At 55.0% G+C, this 23,964-nt stretch carries 28 protein-coding genes and 1 pseudogene; 22 read left to right on the top strand and 7 right to left on the bottom strand.

What is annotated here, in order from left to right; genetic code table 11:
- Window positions 1-8: 8 nt before the first annotated feature.
- From KI236_RS04555 to KI236_RS12245, 7 genes are read left to right on the top strand one after another with little or no spacing between them, the layout of a single operon-like run.
- On the top strand, window positions 9-284 hold the full coding sequence (locus tag KI236_RS04555) for a hypothetical protein (protein ID WP_212819706.1): 276 nt from the start codon (window positions 9-11) through the stop codon (window positions 282-284).
- Window positions 259-561, top strand: a complete 303-nt coding sequence (locus KI236_RS04550) for a hypothetical protein (protein WP_212819704.1) — start codon at window positions 259-261, stop codon at window positions 559-561. The genes KI236_RS04555 and KI236_RS04550 overlap by 26 nt, the downstream gene beginning before the upstream one ends.
- A 21-nt stretch (window positions 562-582) precedes the next feature.
- A complete protein-coding gene (locus tag KI236_RS04545; protein ID WP_212819702.1) occupies window positions 583-1,059 on the top strand; it encodes a hypothetical protein in 477 nt (158 codons plus the stop codon).
- 29 nt (window positions 1,060-1,088) lie between these two features.
- Entirely contained in the window at window positions 1,089-1,262 is a 174-nt protein-coding gene (locus KI236_RS04540) for a hypothetical protein (protein WP_212819700.1), read from the top strand.
- Between the two features lie 57 nt (window positions 1,263-1,319).
- Window positions 1,320-1,757 (top strand): hypothetical protein, encoded by a 438-nt coding sequence (locus tag KI236_RS04535; RefSeq protein WP_212819698.1) that lies wholly within the window; start codon window positions 1,320-1,322, stop codon window positions 1,755-1,757.
- An 11-nt stretch (window positions 1,758-1,768) separates the two neighbouring features.
- Window positions 1,769-3,841, top strand: coding sequence for a phage tail protein (locus tag KI236_RS04530; RefSeq protein WP_212819696.1), 2,073 nt, complete (start codon window positions 1,769-1,771; stop codon window positions 3,839-3,841).
- A gap of 17 nt (window positions 3,842-3,858) precedes the next feature.
- Entirely contained in the window at window positions 3,859-3,981 is a 123-nt protein-coding gene (locus tag KI236_RS12245; RefSeq protein ID WP_268978128.1) for a hypothetical protein, read from the top strand.
- A gap of 338 nt (window positions 3,982-4,319) precedes the next feature.
- On the opposite strand, the gene KI236_RS04525 is transcribed toward KI236_RS12245, so the two are convergent.
- The gene (locus KI236_RS04525; RefSeq protein ID WP_212819694.1) at window positions 4,320-4,700 is read right to left on the bottom strand and encodes a hypothetical protein; all 381 of its coding nucleotides are present in this window, start codon (window positions 4,698-4,700) and stop codon (window positions 4,320-4,322) included.
- Window positions 4,701-4,999: 299 nt separating this feature from the next.
- Between KI236_RS04525 and KI236_RS04520 the strand changes: the two genes are divergently transcribed.
- From KI236_RS04520 to KI236_RS04485, 11 genes are all read left to right on the top strand, one after another.
- Entirely contained in the window at window positions 5,000-5,275 is a 276-nt protein-coding gene (locus tag KI236_RS04520; protein ID WP_212819692.1) for a hypothetical protein, read from the top strand.
- Window positions 5,272-5,397: a hypothetical protein gene (locus KI236_RS12240; protein ID WP_268978127.1), complete on the top strand. Its 126-nt coding sequence runs from the start codon at window positions 5,272-5,274 to the stop codon at window positions 5,395-5,397. The genes KI236_RS04520 and KI236_RS12240 overlap by 4 nt, the downstream gene beginning before the upstream one ends.
- A 75-nt stretch (window positions 5,398-5,472) precedes the next feature.
- Window positions 5,473-6,045 carry a hypothetical protein gene (locus KI236_RS04515; RefSeq protein WP_212819690.1) on the top strand — a complete coding sequence of 191 codons (573 nt, stop codon included), beginning with the start codon at window positions 5,473-5,475 and terminating at the stop codon, window positions 6,043-6,045.
- Complete coding sequence (locus KI236_RS12235; protein WP_268978126.1) at window positions 6,042-6,173, top strand: hypothetical protein; 132 nt, start codon at window positions 6,042-6,044, stop codon at window positions 6,171-6,173. The genes KI236_RS04515 and KI236_RS12235 overlap by 4 nt, the downstream gene beginning before the upstream one ends.
- Window positions 6,166-6,297, top strand: coding sequence for a hypothetical protein (locus KI236_RS12230; protein WP_268978125.1), 132 nt, complete (start codon window positions 6,166-6,168; stop codon window positions 6,295-6,297). Before KI236_RS12235 ends, KI236_RS12230 begins: the two co-directional genes overlap by 8 nt.
- Before the next feature lie 683 nt (window positions 6,298-6,980).
- Entirely contained in the window at window positions 6,981-7,595 is a 615-nt protein-coding gene (locus KI236_RS04510; protein WP_212819687.1) for a class I SAM-dependent methyltransferase, read from the top strand.
- A gap of 1 nt (window position 7,596) precedes the next feature.
- Window positions 7,597-8,202: a class I SAM-dependent methyltransferase gene (locus KI236_RS04505; protein WP_212819685.1), complete on the top strand. Its 606-nt coding sequence runs from the start codon at window positions 7,597-7,599 to the stop codon at window positions 8,200-8,202.
- Window positions 8,203-8,217: 15 nt separating this feature from the next.
- Window positions 8,218-8,919, top strand: a complete 702-nt coding sequence (locus tag KI236_RS04500) for an L-2-amino-thiazoline-4-carboxylic acid hydrolase (RefSeq protein ID WP_212819683.1) — start codon at window positions 8,218-8,220, stop codon at window positions 8,917-8,919.
- Window positions 8,920-8,946: 27 nt separating this feature from the next.
- Entirely contained in the window at window positions 8,947-9,723 is a 777-nt protein-coding gene (locus KI236_RS04495) for a ZIP family metal transporter (RefSeq protein ID WP_212819681.1), read from the top strand.
- A 92-nt stretch (window positions 9,724-9,815) separates the two neighbouring features.
- Window positions 9,816-10,085, top strand: coding sequence for a DUF6110 family protein (locus KI236_RS04490; protein ID WP_177840668.1), 270 nt, complete (start codon window positions 9,816-9,818; stop codon window positions 10,083-10,085).
- 3 nt (window positions 10,086-10,088) lie between these two features.
- Window positions 10,089-12,185: a heavy metal translocating P-type ATPase gene (locus KI236_RS04485; RefSeq protein WP_212819679.1), complete on the top strand. Its 2,097-nt coding sequence runs from the start codon at window positions 10,089-10,091 to the stop codon at window positions 12,183-12,185.
- 92 nt (window positions 12,186-12,277) lie between these two features.
- Here KI236_RS04485 and KI236_RS12225 read toward each other — a convergent pair.
- The 3 genes and pseudogenes from KI236_RS12225 to KI236_RS04470 all read right to left on the bottom strand — a co-directional run.
- Window positions 12,278-12,424, bottom strand: a pseudogene (locus KI236_RS12225) (RHS repeat-associated core domain-containing protein); the annotation flags it as partial.
- Between the two features lie 692 nt (window positions 12,425-13,116).
- Window positions 13,117-13,569: a DUF5104 domain-containing protein gene (locus KI236_RS04475; RefSeq protein ID WP_228738113.1), complete on the bottom strand. Its 453-nt coding sequence runs from the start codon at window positions 13,567-13,569 to the stop codon at window positions 13,117-13,119.
- Between the two features lie 167 nt (window positions 13,570-13,736).
- Complete coding sequence (locus KI236_RS04470; RefSeq protein ID WP_212819675.1) at window positions 13,737-14,018, bottom strand: hypothetical protein; 282 nt, start codon at window positions 14,016-14,018, stop codon at window positions 13,737-13,739.
- A 131-nt stretch (window positions 14,019-14,149) separates the two neighbouring features.
- On the opposite strand from KI236_RS04470, the gene KI236_RS04465 reads away from it, so the two are divergent.
- Both KI236_RS04465 and KI236_RS04460 read left to right on the top strand, forming a co-directional pair.
- A complete protein-coding gene (locus tag KI236_RS04465) occupies window positions 14,150-14,305 on the top strand; it encodes a YoaP domain-containing protein (protein ID WP_228738112.1) in 156 nt (51 codons plus the stop codon).
- A gap of 344 nt (window positions 14,306-14,649) precedes the next feature.
- Window positions 14,650-18,090, top strand: a complete 3,441-nt coding sequence (locus KI236_RS04460; protein WP_212819673.1) for a pyruvate carboxylase — start codon at window positions 14,650-14,652, stop codon at window positions 18,088-18,090.
- Between the two features lie 180 nt (window positions 18,091-18,270).
- On the opposite strand, the gene KI236_RS04455 is transcribed toward KI236_RS04460, so the two are convergent.
- A complete protein-coding gene (locus tag KI236_RS04455) occupies window positions 18,271-18,618 on the bottom strand; it encodes an Hpt domain-containing protein (RefSeq protein ID WP_212819671.1) in 348 nt (115 codons plus the stop codon).
- Complete coding sequence (locus KI236_RS04450) at window positions 18,615-21,035, bottom strand: diguanylate cyclase (RefSeq protein ID WP_212819669.1); 2,421 nt, start codon at window positions 21,033-21,035, stop codon at window positions 18,615-18,617. Before KI236_RS04450 ends, KI236_RS04455 begins: the two co-directional genes overlap by 4 nt.
- A 343-nt stretch (window positions 21,036-21,378) precedes the next feature.
- Here KI236_RS04450 and KI236_RS04445 point away from each other — a divergent pair, with 343 nt between their 5' ends.
- Window positions 21,379-21,960 carry a uridine kinase family protein gene (locus tag KI236_RS04445; RefSeq protein WP_212819666.1) on the top strand — a complete coding sequence of 194 codons (582 nt, stop codon included), beginning with the start codon at window positions 21,379-21,381 and terminating at the stop codon, window positions 21,958-21,960.
- A complete protein-coding gene (locus KI236_RS04440; RefSeq protein ID WP_212819664.1) occupies window positions 21,957-22,487 on the top strand; it encodes an ECF transporter S component in 531 nt (176 codons plus the stop codon). Before KI236_RS04445 ends, KI236_RS04440 begins: the two co-directional genes overlap by 4 nt.
- Window positions 22,488-22,569: 82 nt before the next feature.
- Here the strand turns inward: KI236_RS04440 and KI236_RS04435 are convergent, their stop codons facing one another.
- A complete protein-coding gene (locus KI236_RS04435; protein ID WP_212819662.1) occupies window positions 22,570-23,880 on the bottom strand; it encodes a Na+/H+ antiporter NhaC family protein in 1,311 nt (436 codons plus the stop codon).
- Window positions 23,881-23,964: the final 84 nt, after the last annotated feature.

The raw sequence follows: 23,964 nt of genomic DNA, 5'->3' as shown, positions 1-23,964 counted from the left end.
GGGAGTATATGAAAGATGCCGAGTTTACGGAGCGGTACAATCAGGCGTTCGGGGGCATGGTTGCCGATGCCACACGGCAGGCGCAGCAGACATTAAGCCCGGCCCTCTCCACCCTGCGGGAGATCATGGAGGATAGGGAGGAACAGGCAAGCGCTCGCATTACCGCCGCCCGGTCAATTTTGGAATACGCAATGAAGTTGTGCGAGCAAACCGACATTCTTGACCAGCTTCAATCACTTGAACGATGGAGGTGCGAAAATGAGCAATTTAAAGCGCAGGGTTGACCGGTTGATGCAGGATGCCCGGCGGATTTCGTGGAAACCGCACATTCTGCTCCTAACTGGCCGGGAAAACGAATACAAACTGGAAGTCCACGAGTGGAACGGTGTACCGGGCAGCGCACGAGATGGAAGCCACACAAAAACATACACCTTCCCCGATAAAGAGTCGGCAAAGGTCTTTGTGGGGGAGATGGAGGAATACTGGCGCAAGAAATATTCGCTGGTGTCGTCCGACCTCCTGCTGCTTGATTTGACGATCCCAGCGGGAAGAAAAAATTAACAGAAAGGGAATTATTTTACCATGAACATTAACGCAAATATCGAAACCGCCGAGAGTGTGAGAGAAAAGGCAAAGGCCGCTTTGGGGCTTGACTTGAGCAGCGCCCTTGACCTTGTGAGCCGTAGCGACTATGACAGCGAGGAGGCATATCTGGACGCGGCTACAAAGGCCGAGCTGGAAAGAAGCAATCCCGAATACCGATCTATCCGCAGCCGCCTGAAAGCTGAACTGCGGCAGCGCACGGAGCAGGAGGAGCGCAAAGCGCAAGGCGAGGCATACAAGGCGATCCGTGCCAGTGTGAGCCTCGACAGCGTAGATCAGAAGAACATCGACACGGAGGCCGCAGACCTCGCCCGCCGCGACCTCGCAGCCGGACGCATTTCCGCTTCTGCGCTGGGTGCAACGATTGAGCAGTACGCCCGTGATCTGAGCGAGAAGAAAAAGGACAGCAAGGCCAGCAATACCCTTTTCAACGCCATGTTGCGCGGGCAGATGTAACAAGAACATATTTCAAAGGAAATCAATAAATGAGAGAAACAACGATCCATTGGATGAATGATGAAAAATGCGCCGATGTTTCCACCTGCGATCCACGGCTGATTGCACAGATCGAGGGCAACGGCGGCAAGCCGATTGCGCAATACCGGGATGGAAGCCGGGAATACCGGATTCCCGTTGAGCTTGTCCAAATCACAAAATAAAAAGCACGGGGCTGTTTTGACAGCTCCGGCAGAAAATACAAAAAGGAGAATTTTTCTATGCGAGAGCTTACATTTGATACCGGCGTACAGAAATACACCGTCAACGGCGTGGAGGATGTGTTCCGCATCAATCCCACGGACACGGAGTTTATCGGCCGCCTGTCCGACGCGTTTGAAACGCTGAACGGAATGTGGAAAAACCGCGGCGACACCGTGGAAGAGGATATGAAAAGCGATGACCTGAAGCAGATTGTCAGCGGTATGCGCAAGATGGACGGGAAAACCCGACAGACCATCGATGATCTGCTGGGTGAGGGCGTTTCCGAGCAGGTTTTTGGGAGTGTCAGCACTTATGCCCTGGTGGATGGATTTCCCGTGTGGGCAAACTTCCTGCTTTCTTTGATGGAGGACTGTGACAAAGCTTACCAGCGGGAGCGTAAGCTTTCCAATCCCCGGCTGGAGAAGTATCTGAAAAAATACAGGAGAACGCTATGAGGTGGTAAGCTATGCAGCTACAAACTAACACGGACGGAGCGGTTGTAATTTCCGTAAAGTGTGACACAAAAGATGCCGGCAAAGAGCTGGAAAGACTACAAAAGAAGCTTAAAAAAGCGGAGGATGCCTATTCCGACAAAACATCCCGGCGGGACGCGGCAAAAGCCGCGCTGGACAGCAAGCGGCAGGAGCTGGCAGAAACGGAGCGCACGATGCAGCGGCTTCGGGACGAGACAAAGAGCCTCGAAAGCTCGCTGAACCCATATACATCCACGGAAAATCTTGGCCCGGAGGAGTTCATCCGGCGCAGTGAGGTGCTGTCACAGTGCAAGGCACAGATCGCGGAAATGGAGGAGCTGCAGAAAAAGCAGAGCAAAGAGGCGGAAACCCTGGATAAAAAATATAGGGATATTGAGCAATCCACGAAGAAAGCCGCCGAAAACCTTGCGCAGGTGAAAAAGGAGGCGGGCGCCGCTGTTTCAAAGCTACGCGGGACAAGCGTTTTGGAGAAAGCGTCCGTTTATGCCCAAAAGCTGGGCGCAAGCATAAAGAACATCGCAAAGCGTGCCCTTGTGTTCTCGGTGATTGCGGCAGCTTTCCGAAAGCTGAAGGATCTTATGAGTGCGGCTGTGAAGCAGAACGACGAAGCGTCGGCGGCCTTTGGGCGGCTGCGCGGTGCGCTGCTCACCCTCGCCCAGCCCGTTATCGAGGTCATCCTCCCGGTATTTACGGCACTTGCAAATATTATTGCGAAGATCATCAATGTGGCGGCAAGGCTCATTTCTGCGCTTTTTGGCAAGTCCTTTTCCCAGATGAGCAAAAACGCGGCGGGGCTGTATGAGCAGTCGGAGGCCATCGATTCCGTCGGGAAGTCCGCAAAGAACGCAAACAAATATCTTGCCCCGTTTGACGAGCTAACGGTTATGAGCGGCGCGGACAGCGCGGACAGCGCGGGCGGCGGAGGTTCGATTACTCCGAGCTTTGACGGCATGGAAAGTGCTTCGCCGCTGCTGGATGTGCTGTCGGGCAAGCTGCAAACCATCGGCACCATTGTGGGGGATATATTTACAGATGTGAAGGGACTGTTTGAAAAGCTCCTGTCGGGCGATTTGGGCGGCGTCCTGGATCAGGTGGTGAAGATCGACGGCCACATCCGGGAGCTTATCTCCGAGATGGTGCTTTTCGTGGGCGAAGCGGTAGGCGGCATCATCGATTGGGTGATTGAGAAATTCAATCTTGCCGGAACACCTATCGGGGATGCTCTAACGGCGATCAAGAACATGGTCATGGACGAAGCAACATTCATTTCCGCGCTGCTCATGGGAGATTTCGAGCAGCTAAGCAAGTCCCTGTCCTCGTTCCTGGCAAATGCGCAGGATATGCTCTTTTCGCTGATTGACGGGGCGAAGGGGATCATAGACAAGTTTATGACATGGCTGGACAAAAAAACCGGCGGCAAGTTCCACGGGATCATTGAGTTTATCAAAACAGAATTTAGCTGGCTCTTCAGCTTTGTGAGGGATTTAGCCGGAGCAGCCTTTGCGACCCTTAAAGAGATTTTGGGCGGGATCATCGATTTTATCGCGGGCGTTTTTACAGGCGATTGGGAACGGGCATGGAACGGCATCAAGCGAGTGTTTACCGGCATTGCGACAGCCATCGCCGGGGTTTTCGCCAGTGTGCTGAATGTCATCATCCGCGCCATAAACTGGATCATTGCCCAAATCAACAAAATCGACATATCGGTTCCCGATTGGGTGCCGTTCATAGGCGGGAAAGGGATCAATCCCAACATTAAGCCGCTGAAGGAGTTCCAGATTCCCCGCCTTGCGCGAGGTGCAGTCCTCCCCGCAAACCGCGAGTTTTTGGCGGTGCTGGGCGATCAGAAGCATGGCACGAACATCGAAGCTCCCGCAGATTTGATCCGGCAAATCGTCCGGGAGGAAGTCGGAAAAACTTCCGGCGGTGACACTCATGTAACAATCGTGCTTGACAGCGTGGACGGAAAGAAGCTGTTCGACACTATCGTGAGGGAGAATAACTCTGTAATTCGCGCAACGGGCGCAAGCCCGCTGAAGGTATAAGGGGAGGAGGTGAGAATATGGCCAGCTTGTTCGATATTATGAAGCAGCGTGTGGATGATGTTGTGGGTAAGGTGATCGATGTAACGGCATCCGCCGTAGAGGACACAGAGGAAAGCAATACTGCGGACGACGCAGAGTGACCCACCGAAAAAGGCTCACAGGGCGATCCTGTGAGCCTTTTGCTTGCAGATAATATTTCTTGCTTTTCGCTGCTTTCCGTGCTATTCTGTCGATAGCCCTTTATGGGCTGGGTGCTGCACGAACGGCAGGCGGTTAGTCACACCACCCGAAAGGGGGTGCTGTCTATGCGTATCACACTACATATCGGACGGTTCACCGTGACGATCATTGTGAAAAGCAGAAACCGCCACCGGGCAGGGTGACGGTTTCCATTTTGGTAAACTTGTAGATCCTCCGGGCTAACCGCTTGTCGCAGCACCCTTTTTCTATTTCCATTATAGCGGTTTTCCCCGCCTTGTCAAGTCTCGGATTCCTCCGGGGCTTTTTCTTTCGTCCTCATTGCTTGCATAACCTTGTCGCGTTGCGCCTGCGTTTCAACCGAACGGCTAACAAACGCGGGAACCGTTTCCCCGGCTCTCTGTGCGGCCTCCTGAGCCGTTTTAAGTGCGGCAGGGGTAAGGATAGCCCCCTCGCCTTGCGGCGCTCCTGCGGGCTGCCGTGGGCTTTCTCCCATAGCTTCACCAATGGCGCGATTGATAAAGCCGTTTACGCTTTCGCCGGTCTGCGCTGCGAATGTCTGTATTTCATCTTTCCGGCCTTTTGGCATCCGCACAAGAACTTTGTCGTATGCCTTGTCTTCATATCGCTTGATGCTTTCGTAACTATTTTTTCCGCCCAATGCTTTCACCTCCTTGCAACAGATTATATATTAAAATGAATTAGATATCTATATGCAAAATCGCCAAATAAATATAGATATCTTTATGCACTTTACCACTTGCATATAGATATCTATATGCTATAATAAGACCATAGCAAGGGAACAAACGAAAACAGCCAAGACACCGGCAAAGGTGGATGCAAAGAACACCTACAAGAGCGGATCGGGATGCGGGAGATTGAGATGCACTGAGAAGAACGCTAATCCGCAACGCCCCCCGCCGCCGGAGTTCCCCGCAAAATTAGGAGGTAAAGATAATGAGTAGCAACGAAATGGACAGCAAGATCAAGGAGCTGCGGGAGCTGCGCCGTATGGCGGACGAGCTGGCCGGAGAGATCGAGAGCATCACGGACAGCATCAAGACCCACATGGACGCGGAGGGCGTGGACACCATCAGCGGCACGGATTGGAAAGTGACCTATAAGGCCGTGACTTCCTCCCGCATCGACACCAGCGCATTGAAAAAGGCTCTGCCTGATGTGGTGGAGCGGTTCAGCAAGACCACCACGGCGAGAAGGTTTTGTATCGCATGATGGAGACAATCATAGCCATAGCCGGAGCTGTGCAGCTCACCCGCTGCATTATGGCTCTCATTGAAGCATTAGAAAAGCCCTCTGCGCCACCGCCGACCAAAGCAAGGCACAGAGAGCCGTAACCACCAACCACCGCAGGGAGGACGGTACATATAGTGTACCGCCTCCCGCAAATAAAAGCAAGGAGGAAAAACAGAATGAGTTTCTTATTTATGCAAAATTCCGTAAAGAGACTGTTTAAAATCATCGGCCAAGCAGACGGAACCAGCACTACAAGCGGGCGCAAAGGGCCGGAGCTTTCCGTTCTCATGGATGGCGATATTTGCTTGATTGACACCGAAAGTAAAGATTATAACGGGCGTATTTGCCTTATGTACTCCCCCTCAAAAAAGAAAGACTTATACCAGCGCCTTTTTATCGAGGGGCAAACCGTCCTTGTATGCGATCCCACAGACGGAGAAGAAAATGAAACAATCCCTTTGGATGAATTGCGCGTAACCGGCGTCGTTATTGGTATTGTCCGCAGCTTAGACGCAGAGGAAAAGGTTGACTTGAAAGACTGGCGCGAGTTTGAAGAAAAATTTCCGCATGATCCTCTCGAAACTTACTATGCGCCAAACTTGGGCTATGCTTTTGCGGCTAAAAAGTATCATCGCGGGAGCGGCTATGGCTGCTTTATGTCCGGGTATCATTACGGGTTTGCGGAAGGCCGCAGAGCAGAAAAGGCCGCGCCACGGAGAAAGCGCAGATCCGCAGGAGGCAAAGCATGAAAGAAGAAACTATGCACCGGCTAAATGAACTTGACGAGCAGCTGGACTATGTTATTAAGCACGTGGAGGAACTTCTTGCCAATAAAGAAATGAATGAAGATCAAAAGGAGGCGGGCCATAATGGATGAAATGGATAATCTCAGCATGGAGGAACTTCTCCAAGAAGCCCAGCGGCTTGTTAGGCAGCTCAGTGACGAGCAATTGCGCGAGGTCATGGAAGAATGCCGGTTGAATGGCTCGGAAACGGCTTGACGCACTAAAAAGCACCCCTTTTCTACCCCTTAGTTTACCCCTTACAGCTTTAACAATTATTTACAGCATTTTACACTCAAACCCGGAAAGCCTTGAAATTGCTTGATTTTTTTACACCAGTTTACAGCATTTTACACACTCGATGCAATTCAAATCCGGGTGTCACCTCCAACAAAAAACCCTGTAATCTCATTGATTACGGGGTTTTGTTATATATCCAAACCGCATGTTAGATGAAAAAATGACAAAACCATTAATTGTAGTTGACAAAAAGAAGGATATGGATATAATAAGGGACGAAAGAATAAGCTCTGGCAGACTGTACACAGATGTCCTGCCTTTTCTTTTAACAAGCGATTAGAGGAGACTAACCGAAATGCAAAGCGGAAGGGGCCCCGCACTTGACCAAGGAACAGAAATCGGAATTGTCAGCCATGCGGCCTGTATTGCGGAGGTGTACACGGGACGGTTTATGAATAGCCTGCCTTTTCTTCTACCAAACGGTTAGGGCTGACTAACTTAAAGGCGAAAAGAAAATAGAGACCGCCACCTTCACGGTGCGCCGGTATTGCCAGGGTGTACAGGGGATAAGGGGGCGAGGAATACTGTCCGGTGTGCGATGTACTGCTGGTATACGCCAAGTAGCAGCGGGCCGGATTCCCACCATGAGGAGAATGACAGACATGAGAGATCATAAGAATTTCTGGGACAAAAATGCCGGTCGGTACGACCGCTTTATGCGAAAGGATCGGGCGGCGTATGACGAGATGTATGAGCTGATCCGGCCGGTTGTACGGCATAAAACGGTGCTGGAGCTGGCGACCGGCACGGGATTGATCGCAAAACACATCGTAAATGCGGCGGCGCACATCGAGGCGACGGACGCCTCCGCAGAGATGATCGCAGAAGCGAAACGGGACAATCACTCGGCGAAGCTGCACTTTTCCGTGCAGGATATGTTCCGCCTGCCCTATGCGGACCAGTCCTTTGATGTAGTGATCGTGTCCAACGCGCTGCACATCGTGCCGCAGCCGGAGAAAGCTCTGCAAGAAATCAAGCGGGTACTGAAAGACGACGGCACGCTCATCGCGCCGACCTTCACCCACGCGGGAAACTCTTTTTCCGGCAGGGCCAAGGCTTTTTTCATGAAGCTGGCGGGCTTTCCTCTCCACAGCAAGTGGACCAGCAAGGAATACCTTCGCTTCCTGCAGCAAAACGGCTGGACGGTGCGGAAAAGCGCTGTTCTGAAGGCATCCTTCCCGCTAACCTATGCGGAATGTGTAAAAACGGAGGTGTGATATGTCATTCTTTGAAAATACCCGCAAGCCCGTGGGCTTTGGCGGGAAGCTCATGGTCGCCATGATGAACCTGGGCCACAGTCCTGTGGCACGGTGGGGACTTCACTTTTTGGAGCTTACTCCGGACGCCAAGGTGCTGGACTGCGGCTGCGGCGGCGGGGCGAACATCAAGAGACTGCTGAAAAAATGCCCGGAGGGTATTGTGAAGGGCATTGACTATTCCTCCGTCAGCGTGGAGAAATCCAAAAAGGTCAACGAGGCCGCCATCGCGGAGGGTCGCTGTGCCATTCTGCAAGGCAGCGTGGCGGATATGATCTTCGCAGATGACTGGTTCGATGCGGTTACAGCCTTTGAAACCGTCTATTTCTGGCCTGATCTGCCCCGATGCTTCCGGGAGGTCTACCGGGTGCTGAAGGTCGGCGGGACCTTTCTCATTTGCAACGAGAGCAGTGGCGACACGGACAAGGACGAGAAGTGGACGGAGATCATCGGCGGCATGACCATCTACAAGGACGCCGAGCTGAAGGCATATCTGGAGCAGGCGGGTTTTCACGAGGTGCAGATACACAAAAAGAAAAGCTGGCTCTGCGTCACGGCGCGGAAGTGAGGAAAAAGCAGACAGATGAAGGACAAGAAGCTCCTATTTGACCGCAAATGCCATGTGCTGTATTCCAAGCCCTGCAAGAAAGAGATACGGGCGAAAATCGCCCTGCACTATCCGGAAGCAGAGCGGGAGACAGTATGGGAACAGGTGCAGCGGCAGTATGTGGACTTCCTCTCCGACTGGCGCACCGACTTGGGCGGCAAAAAGAACTTCCACAACGGCGTAGGCGGCACCTACGACTGCATCGCCATCATGAGCTATTACACAGTCTGCAAAGCCGCTACTTCATTCCGTGAAATTGAAGAGATGGAGGAAAATCTGATCCTGCCGACCTTCCGCAAGCTGAAATTCGTGGACTGCAACAAGCCGTTCTGGCGGAAACTGATGTACAAGGCGTTTGTGCGGGCGAAAAGCGGCTGCGACAAATGGCACGATTACGAGATGTCGGTTGCGCCTTATGAAACCGACAAGCCTATTTATTATGAATTTACATCGTGTCCGGCGGCGGAGTTTGCCATCCGGCACGGCCTTACGGATATTATGCCCGCCCTGTGCAATGTGGACTATGCGTCCATGGAGCTGCTCCACGCAAGGCTGGTGCGGACGACTACCTGCGTGGATGGCTGCCGATGCGATTATACCATCTGCGGCGATCAGGACCCGTATGTAAAAGAACATCCCGAATATCGGGATGAGGCGGGCTTCAGGAGAAACAAATAAAAGCGCAATGCAAAGGCGGTGAGACAAATGGAAACCTTTCTTGGAATCATGATCCCTTTCTTGGGTACAACGCTGGGCGCGGCCTGCGTGTTCTTTATGAAAAAATCCCTTGGCGATCTGGTGCAGCGCGCCCTTGCGGGCTTTGCCGCCGGCGTGATGGTGGCAGCGTCCATCTGGAGCTTGCTGATCCCCGCCATTGAGCAGTCGGAGGATATGGGGAAGCTGTCCTTTCTCCCCGCCTTTATCGGATTTTGGGTCGGCGTGCTGTTTTTGCTCCTGCTTGACCGTTTGATTCCCCATCTTCATGTGGGAAGTGAACAGGCCGAGGGTCCGAAAAGCAAGCTCGGGCGCACCACCATGATGGTGCTGGCTGTTACCTTACATAATATCCCGGAAGGAATGGCAGTCGGCGTGGTGTATGCAGGCTTTCTTTCGGGCAATACGCAGATTACTGCGGCAAGCGCACTGGCGCTGTCCCTCGGCATTGCCATTCAGAATTTTCCCGAGGGGGCGATCATCTCCATGCCGCTCCGGGCGGAGGGGGAACACAAGGGCCGAGCGTTTCTCGGCGGCGTGCTTTCCGGCGTTGTCGAGCCTATCGACGCGGTGCTGACGCTTCTCGCGGCGCAGCTTGTGATCCCGGCGCTGCCGTATCTGCTGAGCTTTGCAGCGGGCGCCATGCTCTATGTGGTGGTAGAGGAGTTGATTCCGGAAATGTCGCAGGGGCGGCACTCGAATCTTGGAACGGTGTTCTTTGCGGTAGGCTTCAGCGTGATGATGGTGCTGGATGTGGCGCTGGGATAGGATTTCGGGAAGAAGAAACAGTAAGATCATTCCGATGCCGCCATCGCGGCCATCGGTTTGACATATATATTTTATATAGGAGGACAATCATTATGAAAAAACTCGGTTTATTTGCAGCAGGCGTGCTGTTCGGAACGGCAGGCATCAAGCTGCTGGGCAGCAAGGACGCCAAGAAGGTCTACGCCCACACCACTGCCGCCGCACTGCGTGCCAAGGAGGGCGTGATGAAAACGGTCACGGCGGTGCGTGAGGGTGCGGAGGATGTTTACGCCGACGCGAAGGCAATCAACGAATGCCGCGCAGAGGCGGAGGCTGCTGCTGTGGTGGAGGACGCTTCTGCGGAGGAAAGCAAGGCGGAGTGATCCATGAAGTGTACGATCCTACATGAAACGACCGGACGGCTGCGGGTACACCTGTGCTGCGGGCGGATGACAGTATCCCAAGCGGATGTGCTGGAATACTATCTGCGCGCCCAGGACGGCGTGCAGGCGGTCAAGGTCTACGACCGGACGCAGGACGCCGTGGTGCTCTATGAGGCGGAGCGCGGAAGTATAATTCGAGCGCTGGCGACATTCTCCTTCGCCAAGGCGGAAGCTATGGAGCTGGTGCCGGAGCATACCTCCCGGGCCCTGAACCGGGAGTTTGAGGACAAGCTGGCAGTTGCCGTTATGCGCAGATGCATCTCCAAGCTGTTTCTGCCTGCGCCCATCACCACGGCACTGGCACTGTTCCGCTCCGTAAAGTACATCCGGGAGGGGCTTTCGGCACTGTGGCACGGCAAACTGTCTGTCGCCGTGCTGGATGCCACCGCCGTCACGGTGTCCATGGTACGGGGAGACTTTGCCACCGCCGGCTCTGTGATGTTCATGCTGCATCTGGGCGAAATTCTGGAGGAGTGGACCCACAAAAAGTCCGTGGCCGACCTTGCCTCCGCCATGAGCCTGCGGGTGGACAGCGTCTGGCAGCAGGTAAACGGCACCGAGGTGCTGACGAAAATCACCGATGTGAAGCCGGGGGACCGTATCGTGATCCGCACCGGCGGCATGATCCCGCTGGACGGCCGAGTAGTGGAGGGAGAGGCCATGGTGAACCAGGCCTCCCTCACCGGCGAGTCTATGCCCGTGGCCAAGCATCCCGGCAGTCCCGTCTATGCCGGGACGGTGGCGGAGGAGGGCGAGTGCGTCATCTCCGTAGAGAAATCCTCCGGCAGTGGGCGGTATGACCGGGTGGTTCGCATGATCGAGGAGTCGGAGAAGCTGAAATCCACCGCCGAGGACAAAGCCTCCCGGATGGCGGACAGACTGGTGCCCTACACGCTGGGCGGCACGGCGCTGACCTATCTTCTGACCCGGAATGTGACGAAAATGCTCTCGGTGCTGATGGTGGACTTCTCCTGCGCCCTGAAGCTGGCCATCCCCATCGCGGTGCTGTCCGCCATGCGGGAGAGCAGCGGCTATCACATCTCCGTCAAGGGCGGACGCTTTTTGGAGGCGGTGGCCAAGGCGGACACCATTGTGTTCGACAAGACCGGCACACTGACCTATGCGACGCCCACCGTGGCGGCGGTCGTCCCCTTCGGCGGACATGACGAGGCGGAAATGCTCCGGCTTGCCGCCTGTCTGGAGGAGCATTACCCGCATTCCATGGCAAACGCCGTGGTAGCGGAGGCAAAGCGGCACGGGCTCACCCACGAGGAGTATCATTCGCAGGTGCAGTATGTGGTGGCCCACGGCATCTCCAGCATGGTGGAGGGCAAGAAGGTCATCATCGGCAGCGCACACTTTGTCTTTGAGGACGAGGGCTGCTGCATCCCGGAGGGAGAACAGGCGAAATTTGACACCCTGCCCGCCGCGTATTCCCACCTGTACCTCTGCATAGACGGGGAGCTGGCGGCGGTGATCTGCATCCACGATCCCCTGCGCCGGGAGGCACGGGAGGCGGTAAGAGCGCTGCACGAGAGCGGCTTTACCAATGTGGTGATGATGACCGGCGACAACCGCCGCACGGCGGAGACCGTGGCCGCCGAGGTGGGCGTGGACGCTGTGTACGCCGAGGTGCTGCCGGAGGACAAGGCCGCGTTTATCCGGCGGGAAAAGGCGAAGGGCCACACCGTTATCATGGTGGGCGACGGAGTCAACGACTCCCCGGCACTGTCGGAGGCGGACGCGGGCATCGCCATCTCCACCGGCGCGGCTATCGCCCGGGAGATTGCCGACATCACCGTTGCCTCGGAGGATCTGTTTGCGCTGGTAACGCTGCGCAGGCTCGGTGAGGCACTGATGGCGCGTATCCACGGCAGCTACCGCTTCATCGTGGGCTTCAACCTGACGCTGATCGCACTGGGCGTGGCGGGTGTACTGCCACCTGCCACCTCGGCACTGCTGCACAACGGGTCCACCCTGGGCATCAGCCTGCGGAATATGGCCGACCTGCTGGACGATGAAGAAAATACCCAAAAATAAACAAGCAAGTGAGGGAGCAGAGAGGCGGCAAGGTGCTTCTCTGCTCCTTGCAGGCATCGTGTGTTCAGCGTTAAGGTAGGCGGATATGCACTGATAAATCTGCCCCAAACGGGATTATAATACCGGCTATTGAGGTAATGCAGCCCCGTCTCGGTATCGTAGACATAGCCCCGGTAGCGGAGGGGATTTATAACTCCCAAGGTGGAGGCAAGTGTCCCGCTCATGCCGCAAGCTTCGCCCCACGGGCCGTAGGTATTGAATAGCTACACCCCATCAAAGTGTACCACATTTGCATTGCATTCATAAACCAAAATAATGCGCAGGGAGGTATAGGCCGTCTTCGCCGCCACCCGCATGGACAGATACTGCCAGTCATGAAAAGGGCACCGCGTATACCACGCGGTGCCCCCTTTAGTTGAACTGCCTGCTGCGAAATGCGTTAATATTTCTTTGCGATAGCTGTCATAATAGTAGTGAAAATAATATCTATTATGCCCAAGCAGCAAGGTACAAATATCAGCAATCTGGCAATTATCGGATTGCAGTCAGAAGTTATATAAATTATGGAACTGATAGGAGCGAGAGCGGCAAAAAAGAGAGATAAGAATAAATTAAAATACAAATACCGTGGAATGAACGCCCACTTAGTAATTTTGAAAGTTTTTCGCATCCATGTGGGGGGCGAGACAAACCATTTGGTATTTTTGGGATGGAGGTTTGTCCCAAATCTATCAATTTCGAATGTCGAGAGATTCTTGAGCGCCACAGACGATAATAGGGACAAGCAGAAAAAACTGATAATCACACTCAATTCATTTCAACTCCTATTGCAAACTACCAAATTTCCAAGCTGCCAGGTGAGCGCATCCGGGAATAGATTAAGCTTTTGCCATCCTCTCACAAGTCCATTCGATGCACCTAAATTGCCATTTTATTCAGTCTTGCCAATGTTGATACCCGGTGTATGTTCTCCGTCGCCCCAGTACGCACAATTCTGGTCTGTGTCATCCTCAAATCGAATGATATACAACGACCGTATTCCTATATTGTCCGCGTCCGTAGTGTCCACCGTTATGATCTCCATGGCGAGGCGATACTTATCCTGCGTTGTCTCGAAGTCATAAGTGCAGTCGTAGCTTTTCCAATACTCACCATGATTTTTGGTGGCGTGAACACTGGGCCCAGCCCAGCTTTTATAGGAGACCAACTCCCCTTGAAAGTAGTCAAACAGTACCAGGATAGACTTCTCCATATTTCCTGATTCCGCCCATGCGTTATCGGAAAACAGTTCTTTTACTGCTTGGGCATTTTTCGATTGAATTGCCTCTAACAATGCTTCAAGTTGTTCATTTGCAATTTGATTGTTGTTCCTTGCAAAAAACATTTTTCGCATATTAGAGTTTCCTATTGAACAAGATGTGAGTAACCGTATTAAGGTGGTGAGTGATAATAATCCCCAATTTTTTCTCATAATAATTACCTCATAAAGTTAAAAAGTATATGCTGCTGTATACACGGCCCCCTTATTAGGCAACAATCCTAACTTGATGATTAAACCGTGGATGAATCTGTTAATTCATCAGAAAATGAATTGTTTTTGCTGCATATCCCTGCTATTGTAAGGATTTTATTTAGGAGATATTGTAGAGCCTCTGGCTGAGATAGAAACCTATGCCTATCGTATTCGCAGCCTCTTTCACGGTAAAACACATCGGTGTAGCCATGGTTGTTTATTACACAAAACACATCATCTTTTGCAGAGTCATTAAAACAAACAATGTTTGTATCAATGCCATATTCACAGAGCTTTTTTAGAAAAGCTGGCTTATCCATTGTTACTCTCCCATAATTTTTAATACGCCGGTCGTTATTAATTGCATAGGTGTTAAATAGCTGCACCCCATCAAAGTATACCACATTTGCATTGCATTCGTAAACCAAAATAATGCGCAGGGAGATATGGTATCCCGCTCAAGGTCATCCATATCACTGACAAAGAATCTGCGCAGAATGTGCCTGCGCCGGTCACGACCTATGCCCTGTTCCGGGACGGTCGGTTTCTGACACAGGGGATTCAGTCAGATAAAAAATTTCTGGCGCTGGCAGGTCAGGGAGGCTGATTTGAGCAGCAAAATTAGCCGGGGGATACGGAAATGCTAAAAGTCGAGCATGCATGAAGTCTTTAACAGCTTCGATCCAATGGATCTATAACGCCTTTTTCTGAAAAAATAGCACTGTAAAAATTCGGGGTTAACGGAAAAAATTTACATATATGATATTGTGAAAGTCGCAGGTACTTGCTAGAAGGGGGCGGTACACGGAATCTGCTCTATGCCGTTGGCACTCTTGCGCCTCATCTGGCCAGTACTTACGGACATTTTAGTTATTTTGCATATGGCGCTATGAGGGAAAAAAGTGTATATTGGTATTAAATATATCATTTTATAAATGAAAGGATAGCCGTATGCAGCAGATCACACAAATTAAAAAGGTCCTGGTGGCCAATCGCGGTGAGATCGCCGTGCGCATATTCCGCGCCTGCTACGATCTGGGCCTACACACCGTGGCCATCTATTCCAATGAGGACACCTATTCGCTGTTCCGCACTAAGGCGGACGAGGCATATCTGGTGGGAGAAAAAAAGTCCCCCCTGGGTGCGTATTTGGACATTCCCGGCATTATCAGCCTGGCCCGGCGCCGGGGCGTTACCGCCATCCATCCCGGCTACGGTTTCCTCTCTGAGAACGCCGACTTTGCCCGGGCCTGCGAGGAAAACGGCATTCTGTTCGTGGGGCCGTCGTCTCAGGTGCTGGCGCAAATGGGGGATAAGCTCAGCGCCAAGGAGATCGCCATCAAATGCGGGGTGCCCATCATCCCCGGCTGCACCGAGCCGCTGCGGGATGCCGATGATGCGCTGGAGAAGGCGCGCAGCTTCGGCTTCCCGGTGATATTAAAGGCTTCCGCCGGCGGCGGCGGGCGCGGTATGCGCCGCTGCGACAGCCCTGAGGAGGTCAAAACCGCTTACGAGCTGGTACACAGCGAGGCGGAAAAGTCCTTCGGCTGCGGCGACATCTTTATGGAGAAATATCTGGTGGAGCCGAAGCACATTGAGGTGCAGATCTTAGCCGATAAATACGGCAATGTTTACCACCTGGGTGAGCGCGACTGCTCTCTTCAGCGCCGGTATCAGAAGGTGGTGGAGTTTGCCCCTGCCTGGTCGGTGCCCCAGGAGACGGTGGAGGCTCTGCGCCGCGACGCCGTGAAGATCGCCAAGTCCGTGGGTTATGTCAGCGCCGGCACGGTGGAGTTTTTGGTGGACAAGTCCGGCAACTACTACTTCATCGAGATGAATCCCCGCATTCAGGTGGAGCACACCGTTACCGAAATGGTCACGGGCGTTGACATCGTGCGCGCCCAGCTGCTGGTGGCTGCCGGATTCCCCCTGGACTGCCCGGAAATCGGCCTGACAAAGCAGGAGGATGTACATTTCGACGGTTACGCCATCCAGTGCCGGGTGACTACCGAGGACCCCTCTAACAATTTTGCCCCCGATAACGGCAAGATCACCGCCTATCATTCCCCCGGCGGCTTCGGCGTCCGTTTGGACGGCGGCAATGTGGGTGTGGGCACCGTTATCTCTCCCTATTACGACTCCCTGCTGGTGAAGGTAACAAGCTGGGACCGCACATTCCCCGCTGCTTGCCGCAAGTCGGCCCGGGCCATCAACGAGGTGCGCGTCCGGGGCGTTAAGACCAACATCCCCTTTGTCACCAATATTTTGGCACATCCCACCTTCATCGCAGGCCGGTGCCACACCAAGTTTATCGATGAGACGCCGGAGCTGTTTGAGCTGGTGGACTCCCGTGACCGGGCTACCCGTGTCCTGCGCTATATCTCCGAAATTCAGGTGGCCAACCCCAACGCCGAGCGCCACCAGTATGACATTCCCCGCTTCCCGGAGGCGAAGGAGCCCCTTGGCCCCGGCCTGAAGCAGATTCTGGACGAAAAGGGCCCCGATGCGGTGAAGCAGTGGGTGCTGGATCAGAAAAAGCTGCTGCTCACCGACACCACCATGCGCGATGCGCACCAAAGCCTGCTGTCCACCCGTATGCGTACCCGGGACATGGTAAAGGGCGCCGAGGGCATGGCCGACATTCTCCGGGATTGCTTCTCGCTGGAGATGTGGGGCGGAGCCACCTTCGATGTGGCTTACCGGTTCCTGCATGAGTCTCCCTGGGAGCGGCTGCGGCTGCTGCGGGAGAAGATCCCCAACATCCCCTTCCAGATGCTCCTGCGCGGCTCCAACCTGGTGGGCTACGCCAACTATCCCGACAATCTGGTCCGTGCTTTCGTGGAGGAGGCCGCCCAGCGGGGCATTGATGTGTTCCGTGTTTTCGACTCGCTGAACTGGGTTCCGGGCATGGAGGTAGCCATGGAGGAGGTGCTCCGGCAGAACAAGCTGCTGGAGGCTACCATGTGCTACACCGGCGACATTCTGGACGAGACGAAGGACAAATATACCTTAAAATACTATGTAAACCTCGCCAAGGAGCTGGAAAAGCGGGGCGCACATATGCTGGCCATCAAGGATATGTCCGGCCTGCTGAAGCCCTATGCCGCCAAGAAGCTGGTGTCCACCCTGAAGCAGGAGGTGGGGCTGCCCATCCATCTGCATACCCACGACACCACCGGCAACCAGGTGGCCGCACTGCTCTTGGCCGCTGAAGCCGGCGTGGATGTGGTGGATGTGGCCTGCGCGCCTATGGCGGGCCTCACCAGCCAGCCCTCTTTGGACGCGGTGGTGGCCGCCCTCCATGGCACAGAGCGTGACACCGGCCTGGACCTGCGCCGTGTCCAGGAGCTGAGCAACTACTGGTCCGATGTGCGCCTGCGCTACGAGAGCTTCGATCACGGTCTGAAATCCTCCACCACCGACATCTATCGCTATGAGATACCCGGCGGCCAGTACACCAATCTCCGCCCGCAGGTGGAATCTTTGGGCCTGGGCGACCGGTTTGAAGAGGTCAAGGAGATGTACAAGACCGTCAACGATATGCTGGGCGACCCGGTGAAGGTTACGCCGTCGTCCAAGGTAGTGGGCGATCTTGCCATCTTCATGGTGCAGAACGACCTGACGCCGGAGAATATCGTCCGGCGCGGCGAGGCACTGGCCTTCCCGGATTCCGTGGTGTCCTATTTTAAGGGCATGATGGGTCAGCCTGCCTGGGGCTTCCCCAAGGACCTGCAAAGGGTGGTGCTCAAGGGAGAGGAGCCCATCACCTGCCGCCCCGGTGCGCTGCTGCCCCCTGTGGACTTTGCGCAGCTGCAGCAGGAGGTGGAGCAGTTCCGTGAGGCTCCGGAGAAGAAGGATCTCATCTCCTACGCCATGTATCCCAAGGTCTACGAGGACTTCTGCCGCCACCGGAAGGAGTACGGCTACATCACCCGCATGGGCAGCCATGTGTTCTTTAACGGTATGGCCTTGGGCGAGACCAATAAGATCAATATCGAGGACGGCAAGACCCTTGTCATCAAGTATTTGGGCCTGGGCGACCGGAACAGCGACGGCACCGTCAATGTGCAGTTTGAGCTGAACGGTATGCGCCGGGAGGTCACCGTCCGTGACCCCCATGCCTCGGAGCAAACCCGCCAGGCGACGCTGGCCGATGAGTCCGATCCCCTGCAGGTGGGCACATCCATTCCCGGCATGGTGTCTAAGCTCTGCGTCAAGCAGGGAGACCGGGTGGAAAAGGACCAGGTACTGGCCGTCATTGAGGCCATGAAGATGGAGACCGCCATTACCGCCCGTACCGCGGGCACGGTCAAGACCATCCGGGTCAAGGAGGGGCAGCCCGTCAAGGCCAAGGAGCTGCTGATGACGCTTGAGGCCGCACCGCAGAATTAAATTAAAAAAATCAAAACCTCTGGCTTAGCCGGAGGTTTTGATTTTTTTAAAATGGATAGGGGATAGAGCTGCTTTGTCCCGCTTTCGGGGCGATTTTGGGCGTTTTTTGGTAATGAGTGGTCTTGCGAAGCGGCCTGCACTTCCTTTTCCGGGAAAGTCAGTGCTTTTACGGTGGCTGCCTCAGTCCAGCAGCGCAATTTGCCCAAGCAGGTGGGCATATTCCTCACTGAGCTTTAAAAACAAGGACTCCGTGCCCTCCAGGGTCCCGGCGCGCAGCAGCTCGGTCAGCTGTCCGGCGGTTTCCCGAAGCCGGGTGAAGCCCAGGTTGGCGCACACGCCCTTGAGGGTGTGTGCTGCCCGGAAGGCCTCCTCTGTGCTGCCCCGGGCCAGGGCATCCTTCAGGGCGGCGAAGCTGGGGTCATCGGGAAATTTGCGCACGAAGCGCAGGAGAAAATCCGCGCTCATAAGGCGCTCAATGGTGTCGTCATAGCTGGCACCGATAGCGTCATACAGATTTTTCAGGGTCATACCGGAGGCTCCTTTCTTACATCACCGAGCCCGAAAAGGTGAGAGTGTTTAGGACCGAACCACCCGGGGCTGTGGATAAATTTTTCGGGGGGGGTGCCCTCCTTTCCCGTTTTCTGCTGGCTGACGACCTCCAAAAGGCAGTCCACTAAAACAGGGTTAAACACGCCGCACTCGCCGTTTAAGATCATTTGAATGGCCTTTTCGCTGGAAAAGGCGGGCTTGTAGGGCCGCGCGCTCGTCAGCGCGTCGTAGACATCCGCAATGGACACCACCTGGGCGCATATGGGGATCTCCTCCCCCTTGAGCCCGTCGGGGTAGCCCCCTCCGTCGTAGCGCTCGTGGTGCCAGCGGCAGATTTGCGCAGCCATCTGCAGCAGTGGCTCGTCATGATAAATTTCCAGGCTCTTAATCAGGTTGTCGCCGATGAGAGTGTGGGTTTTCATCACCTCAAACTCCTTGGCGGTGAGCTTTCCGGGCTTGAGGAGAATGGACTCGGGAATGCCGATCTTGCCCACATCGTGAAAGACGGCGGCGGTGGCAATGAGCTGGCAATCATGCTCGGTGAGGCCATAGTGATTCTTCCGCTTTTGCAGAGCCTGCAGCAGCAGGGCAGAGAGGGTGCTGATGTTGGCAAAATGGGGGTTGCTCTCCCCGCTGCGGTAGCCGATGATGCGGCTGAGGAAGTCTACCATGAGCTCCTGCTGCTTGGTGGCGCGGTCGATTTGCCGATTCACCAGCTCGGCCATGCGCCGCTGCTTGGCCATGAGGGTGATGGTGTTGGACACCCGCCGGTAGATGACCTGGGTGTTGAAGGGGCGGTGGATATAGTCCGTAGCCCCCAGGTCGTAGGCCCGGCAGATGTCGGCGGTGGAGTCGGTGCCGGAGATGATGATAACGGGTATATCGTCCATATACCCCAGCCTGGATAGCTCCGCCAGCACCTCAAAGCCGTCCATTTCCGGCATATTCAGGTCCAGCAGGATCAGCGACAGGCTGCTGCCCATATGCTTCACGCAGGAGAGACACTCCGCGCCGTTGCCGGCCTCAAGAATACTGTAATTATCCTTCAGAATTTCCCGCAGCATGGCCCGGTTCATATCCGAGTCGTCCACAATAAGGATCTGCTGGAGCACCTGCTCCTTTTTAAGCCGTTCAATGCCATCCTTCCCGTTTTGGAGCATGAATCGGTCCGTAACCACCAGATTCTTGTGGGACTTTGCCATGTACATCATCTGGTCGGCCCGCATCACCGCCTCGGACGAGGAGGACCCGGCCACCCGTGTGCCGCCGATGCTCACAGAGAGGGACAGCCCCGGAAAGCCCGGCACAGCCGCCTCGGAGACCTTAGTCTGTATGCGCAGCAGAAGCTGCTCAAATTCGTCGTCCGGGCAGTCCTGGGCCAGAAGGAGGAACTCGTCGCCGCCGAAGCGGATGAGCTTGTCGCCGCTGCGCAGCTCCGCCTTGATAACCTCGGCCAGCTTTTTCAGAACGCTGTCTCCGGCGCCGTGACCGAAGTGATCGTTGCACAGCTTCAGGTTGTCCAGGTCGAGCATGGCCACGAACCCCTGCAGGGAGGCGCCCCGTATATTTTTCTCGTAATAATTCCGGTTATATACCCCCGTAAGGGCGTCAATGGAGTTCTCCTGGCGAATTTCCGCTATCTTCGCCTCGTAGCGGTTGACGATGGCGCTGATGTCCAGCCGGGAGGTGGTAATGCGCTGGTGGGTATCGTCGTAGTAGTTATGTATGACGCGCTTATAGGAGAGGGACCCATCTCTTTGCCGCACGGTGATGAACACGGAATAGTCCTCCTGGGTCCGGAGCTTTTCCATAACGGTGTCCAGGGACAGGGCCCGGATGATCTGCTCCTTGTCCTCGTCATAAACATACTTGCGCACATAATCGGAGACGGAGCTGTCGTAGTCATATTCCTGCAGCCGGTCCGGGACGGGAAAGATGGAGTAGCTGACAAGATAGCGCCGGGTTTTCACATCCGTGCTGAGGATGGACTCGAAGGAGTTACGAAGAGCCCTGTACATAGAGCGCTCCTTTATCTCCGTGGACTTGTTGTACCCGGTGATGATCCAGCTGTCCTGGTCCAGCTTTTCCATGCGCATATTGTACCAGATCAGATCACTGTTATTTTGGCAGAACCAGAGGTCAAACTCCTTGAGCCGAGTGTTTTTCTGCACCATTTTAGGCAGGCTATCGGCGATGAAGGAGGAGCTGGAGCGGTTGATCTCAAAGTGGTATTCCTGCCGGACGATCCGGTCCAGCTCTGCGGGGTCGTACCAGTTATTTTCCAGCTTGATCGCCAGCTTGTCACGGTACACATAGATTTTTTCGATGGCCTGGTTATACTCCCATATCAGGTCGCACCAGTGCTTCAAGGAATGAATCAGTTGCAGCTTTTCCATACGCCCATTCTCCCTCAAATTCAGCAGCCCCCCGGAAAGTTTTCTATAAAATCCCCAAAAGACCGTGAAAAAAACGCCATAAAATGACGCATAAGTAAATAAATAAAGTTTATCACAGCCGAGTAACCGTGTCAAGACCGGAGAACGGGAGACTCTGTCCAAAATGGTGAGGTTTTCCCACGACCTTAGCCCGTTTCTCCGGTTTACACCGCTCGAAAATTATGATATAGTAAAATAATGTAAGAAATAATGCGGCAGCGGTAAGCGGGTGTGTCCGGGAAAACCGAAAGGCTTTTTTTGGCCCGCCGATTATAGCGCCCTCTGCCATGAAAGGAGTAGCGTCATGCCCGAATTTACCCTGCCTGCGCCACTATTGCAGGCTATCCGGCGGCGCCTGTCCGCCGGTCAGCCCCTGACCCTGGCCATCGACGGCTGCTCCGCCGCCGGAAAGACCACCTTGGCCCGTCAGCTGCAGGAAAAGTACGGCTGCCCGGTTTTCCACACCGACGATTTTTTTCTTCAGGCTCACCAGCGCACGCCCCAGCGTCTCTCCCAGCCCGGGGGCAACATGGACCGGGAGCGCTTTTTGCAGGAGGTGCTTTTGCCCTTGTCCCGGGGCGAGGATGTTACCTTCCGCCGGTTTGACTGCGGCGCCATGGCGCTTACCCCTCCGGTGACCGTTCCCTATGCCCCCTTTCAGGTGGTGGAGGGCACCTATTGCCTGCACCCGGAGCTGGCTCCGTATTATACCTATTCCGTCTTTCTTCGCATTTCCCCGGAGGAGCAGCGCCGGCGCATTCTGTGCCGCTGTACCCCGGAGAAGGCCCAGCAATTCTTTCACCGCTGGATCCCGCTGGAGCAGATTTATTTTCAGCAGCTCTGCCCGGATGCCCGGTGCGATCTTATTTTGGAGGACCCTGTATGAACACCCTGAACACAAAAAAAATCTCTCTGCGCAGGCTGGTTTATTCCGCCGTATGCCTGGCCCTGTGCCTGCTGCTGCCCTTTCTCACCGGGCAGATACCCCAGGTGGGCAAGGCCCTGAGCCCCATGCATATCCCGGTGCTGCTGGGTGGCTTCCTCTGCGGCCCCTGGTGGGCGGCTCTGGTAGGGCTTATCGCTCCGGTGCTGCGGTCACTGCTCTTCAGCTCCCCGGCCCTGTTTCCCATGGCCACAGCCATGTCCTTTGAGCTGGCGGCCTGCGGCCTGGGTGCGGGGCTGCTCTACCGCCTGCTTCCTCACCGCGTCGCCGGTGTCTACGGCGCCTTGGCGGGGGCTATGCTCATTGGCCGTGTGTCCTTTGGCATTGCCATGTTTCTGCTGCTGGGCGGCAGCTACACCTGGGAGGCCTTCGTTTCCGGTGCCTTCGTCACCGCTCTTCCCGGTATCATTCTGCATCTGCTCCTGATCCCGCCCATCGTCCTGGCCCTGCAAAAAGCCGGAAAGCTGTAATAGCATCCCGGCAATTCGTGTGACTGCATAAAAACTCCCCCGGTTTTTTCCGGGGGAGAATTTTTTCGACACACTGATTTTTTTACTTCTTATCAAATAGGATAAACAGCAAGCTGGACAGGCACAGCAGCATCGGGTAAAACAGGAGCGGAATAATCTCGAAGGCACTCACGGTAAAGCCCAGGGTGGTGCAGGCGGAAATGGCCACCAGCATCTGTGCGCCGTAGGGGATAATGCCCTGGAACACGCAGGAGAAGGTGTCCAGCAGGGAGGCCGACCGCTTGGGGCTGATGCCGTATTCCGTGGCGATTTCCTTGGCGATAGGACCGGCCATAACGATGGCCACGGTGTTGTTGGCGGTGGAAATATCCATCAGGCCCACCAGAATGCCGATACCCAGCTGCCCGCCGCGCTTGCCCCGGAACATTTTGTGAATGGCCGCCAGCAGGGCGTCAAATCCGCCGTAAGCCCGTATAAGCCCGCACAGCGAGGACACCAGCAGCGTCACCAGGATCGTTTCAAACATATCGCTGACGCCCGAGCCCATGTTGGTCATCAGCTCCATGGCCGTTACCTGCCCTGTGGCCAGGGTAATGGCAGCTCCGGCGGCAATGCCCACCAGCAGCACCGCAAACACATTCAGACCCACGATGCCGCCGATAAGCACCAGCACATAGGGGATAAGCAGCAGCAGATTGTGATCGCCGGAGGGAGTCCGGGCCACATCCGCCTGCAGGGAGATCACCACGATCACCGCCAGGGTCACCAGAGCCGCCGGCAGCGCGATCTTAAAGTTCGCACGGAATTTATCCTTCATTTGGCACCCCTGGGTGGAGCAGGCGGCAATGGTGGTGTCGGAGATAAAGGACAGGTTGTCGCCGAACATACTGCCGCCCATGACGGAGGCCACGCACAGCGGCAGGCTGAACCCGGAGTCCTTGGCCACCGCCGCGGCGATAGGCGTCAGCAGTGTGATGGTGCCCACGCTGGTGCCCATAGCCATGGACACGAAGCACGCCACCACAAACAGCACTGCCACCGCCAGCTTCGCCGGCGTAATGGACAGCAGGAAGTAAGCCACCGCCTCGGCGCTGCTGCGCCCGGTAACACCTACAAATACGCCCGCCGCCAGGAAAATCAGGATCATGGTCACAATGTTCTTGTCGCCGATCCCCTGGCCCATGAGGGTCAGCTTTTCGTCAAAGGAAATGCTCCGGTTTTGCAGGCACGCCACCAAAATGGACACCATAAAGGCCACCACAATGGGGATCTGGTAAAAGCCCATCTTCACCTTCAGCACATACTCCAGCACGATGCCCAGCCCCAGATACAGCACCAGGAACACCGCAATGGGCAGCAGAGCCACTGCCCGGGGCGTCTTTTTCTCGTTCATTGCTTTTTCTCTCCTCAAATTTTTTCCGAATACAAGCACTCGCTGCGCCCCTCAAACAGCACAGCGCATACAGAATAGCACAAT

This window comes from Vescimonas fastidiosa (assembly GCF_018326305.1).
Lineage (GTDB): Bacteria > Bacillota > Clostridia > Oscillospirales > Oscillospiraceae > Vescimonas > Vescimonas fastidiosa.
The sequence above is the reverse complement of the archived record's forward strand: the minus strand, read 5'-3'. Positions and strand labels throughout refer to the sequence as shown.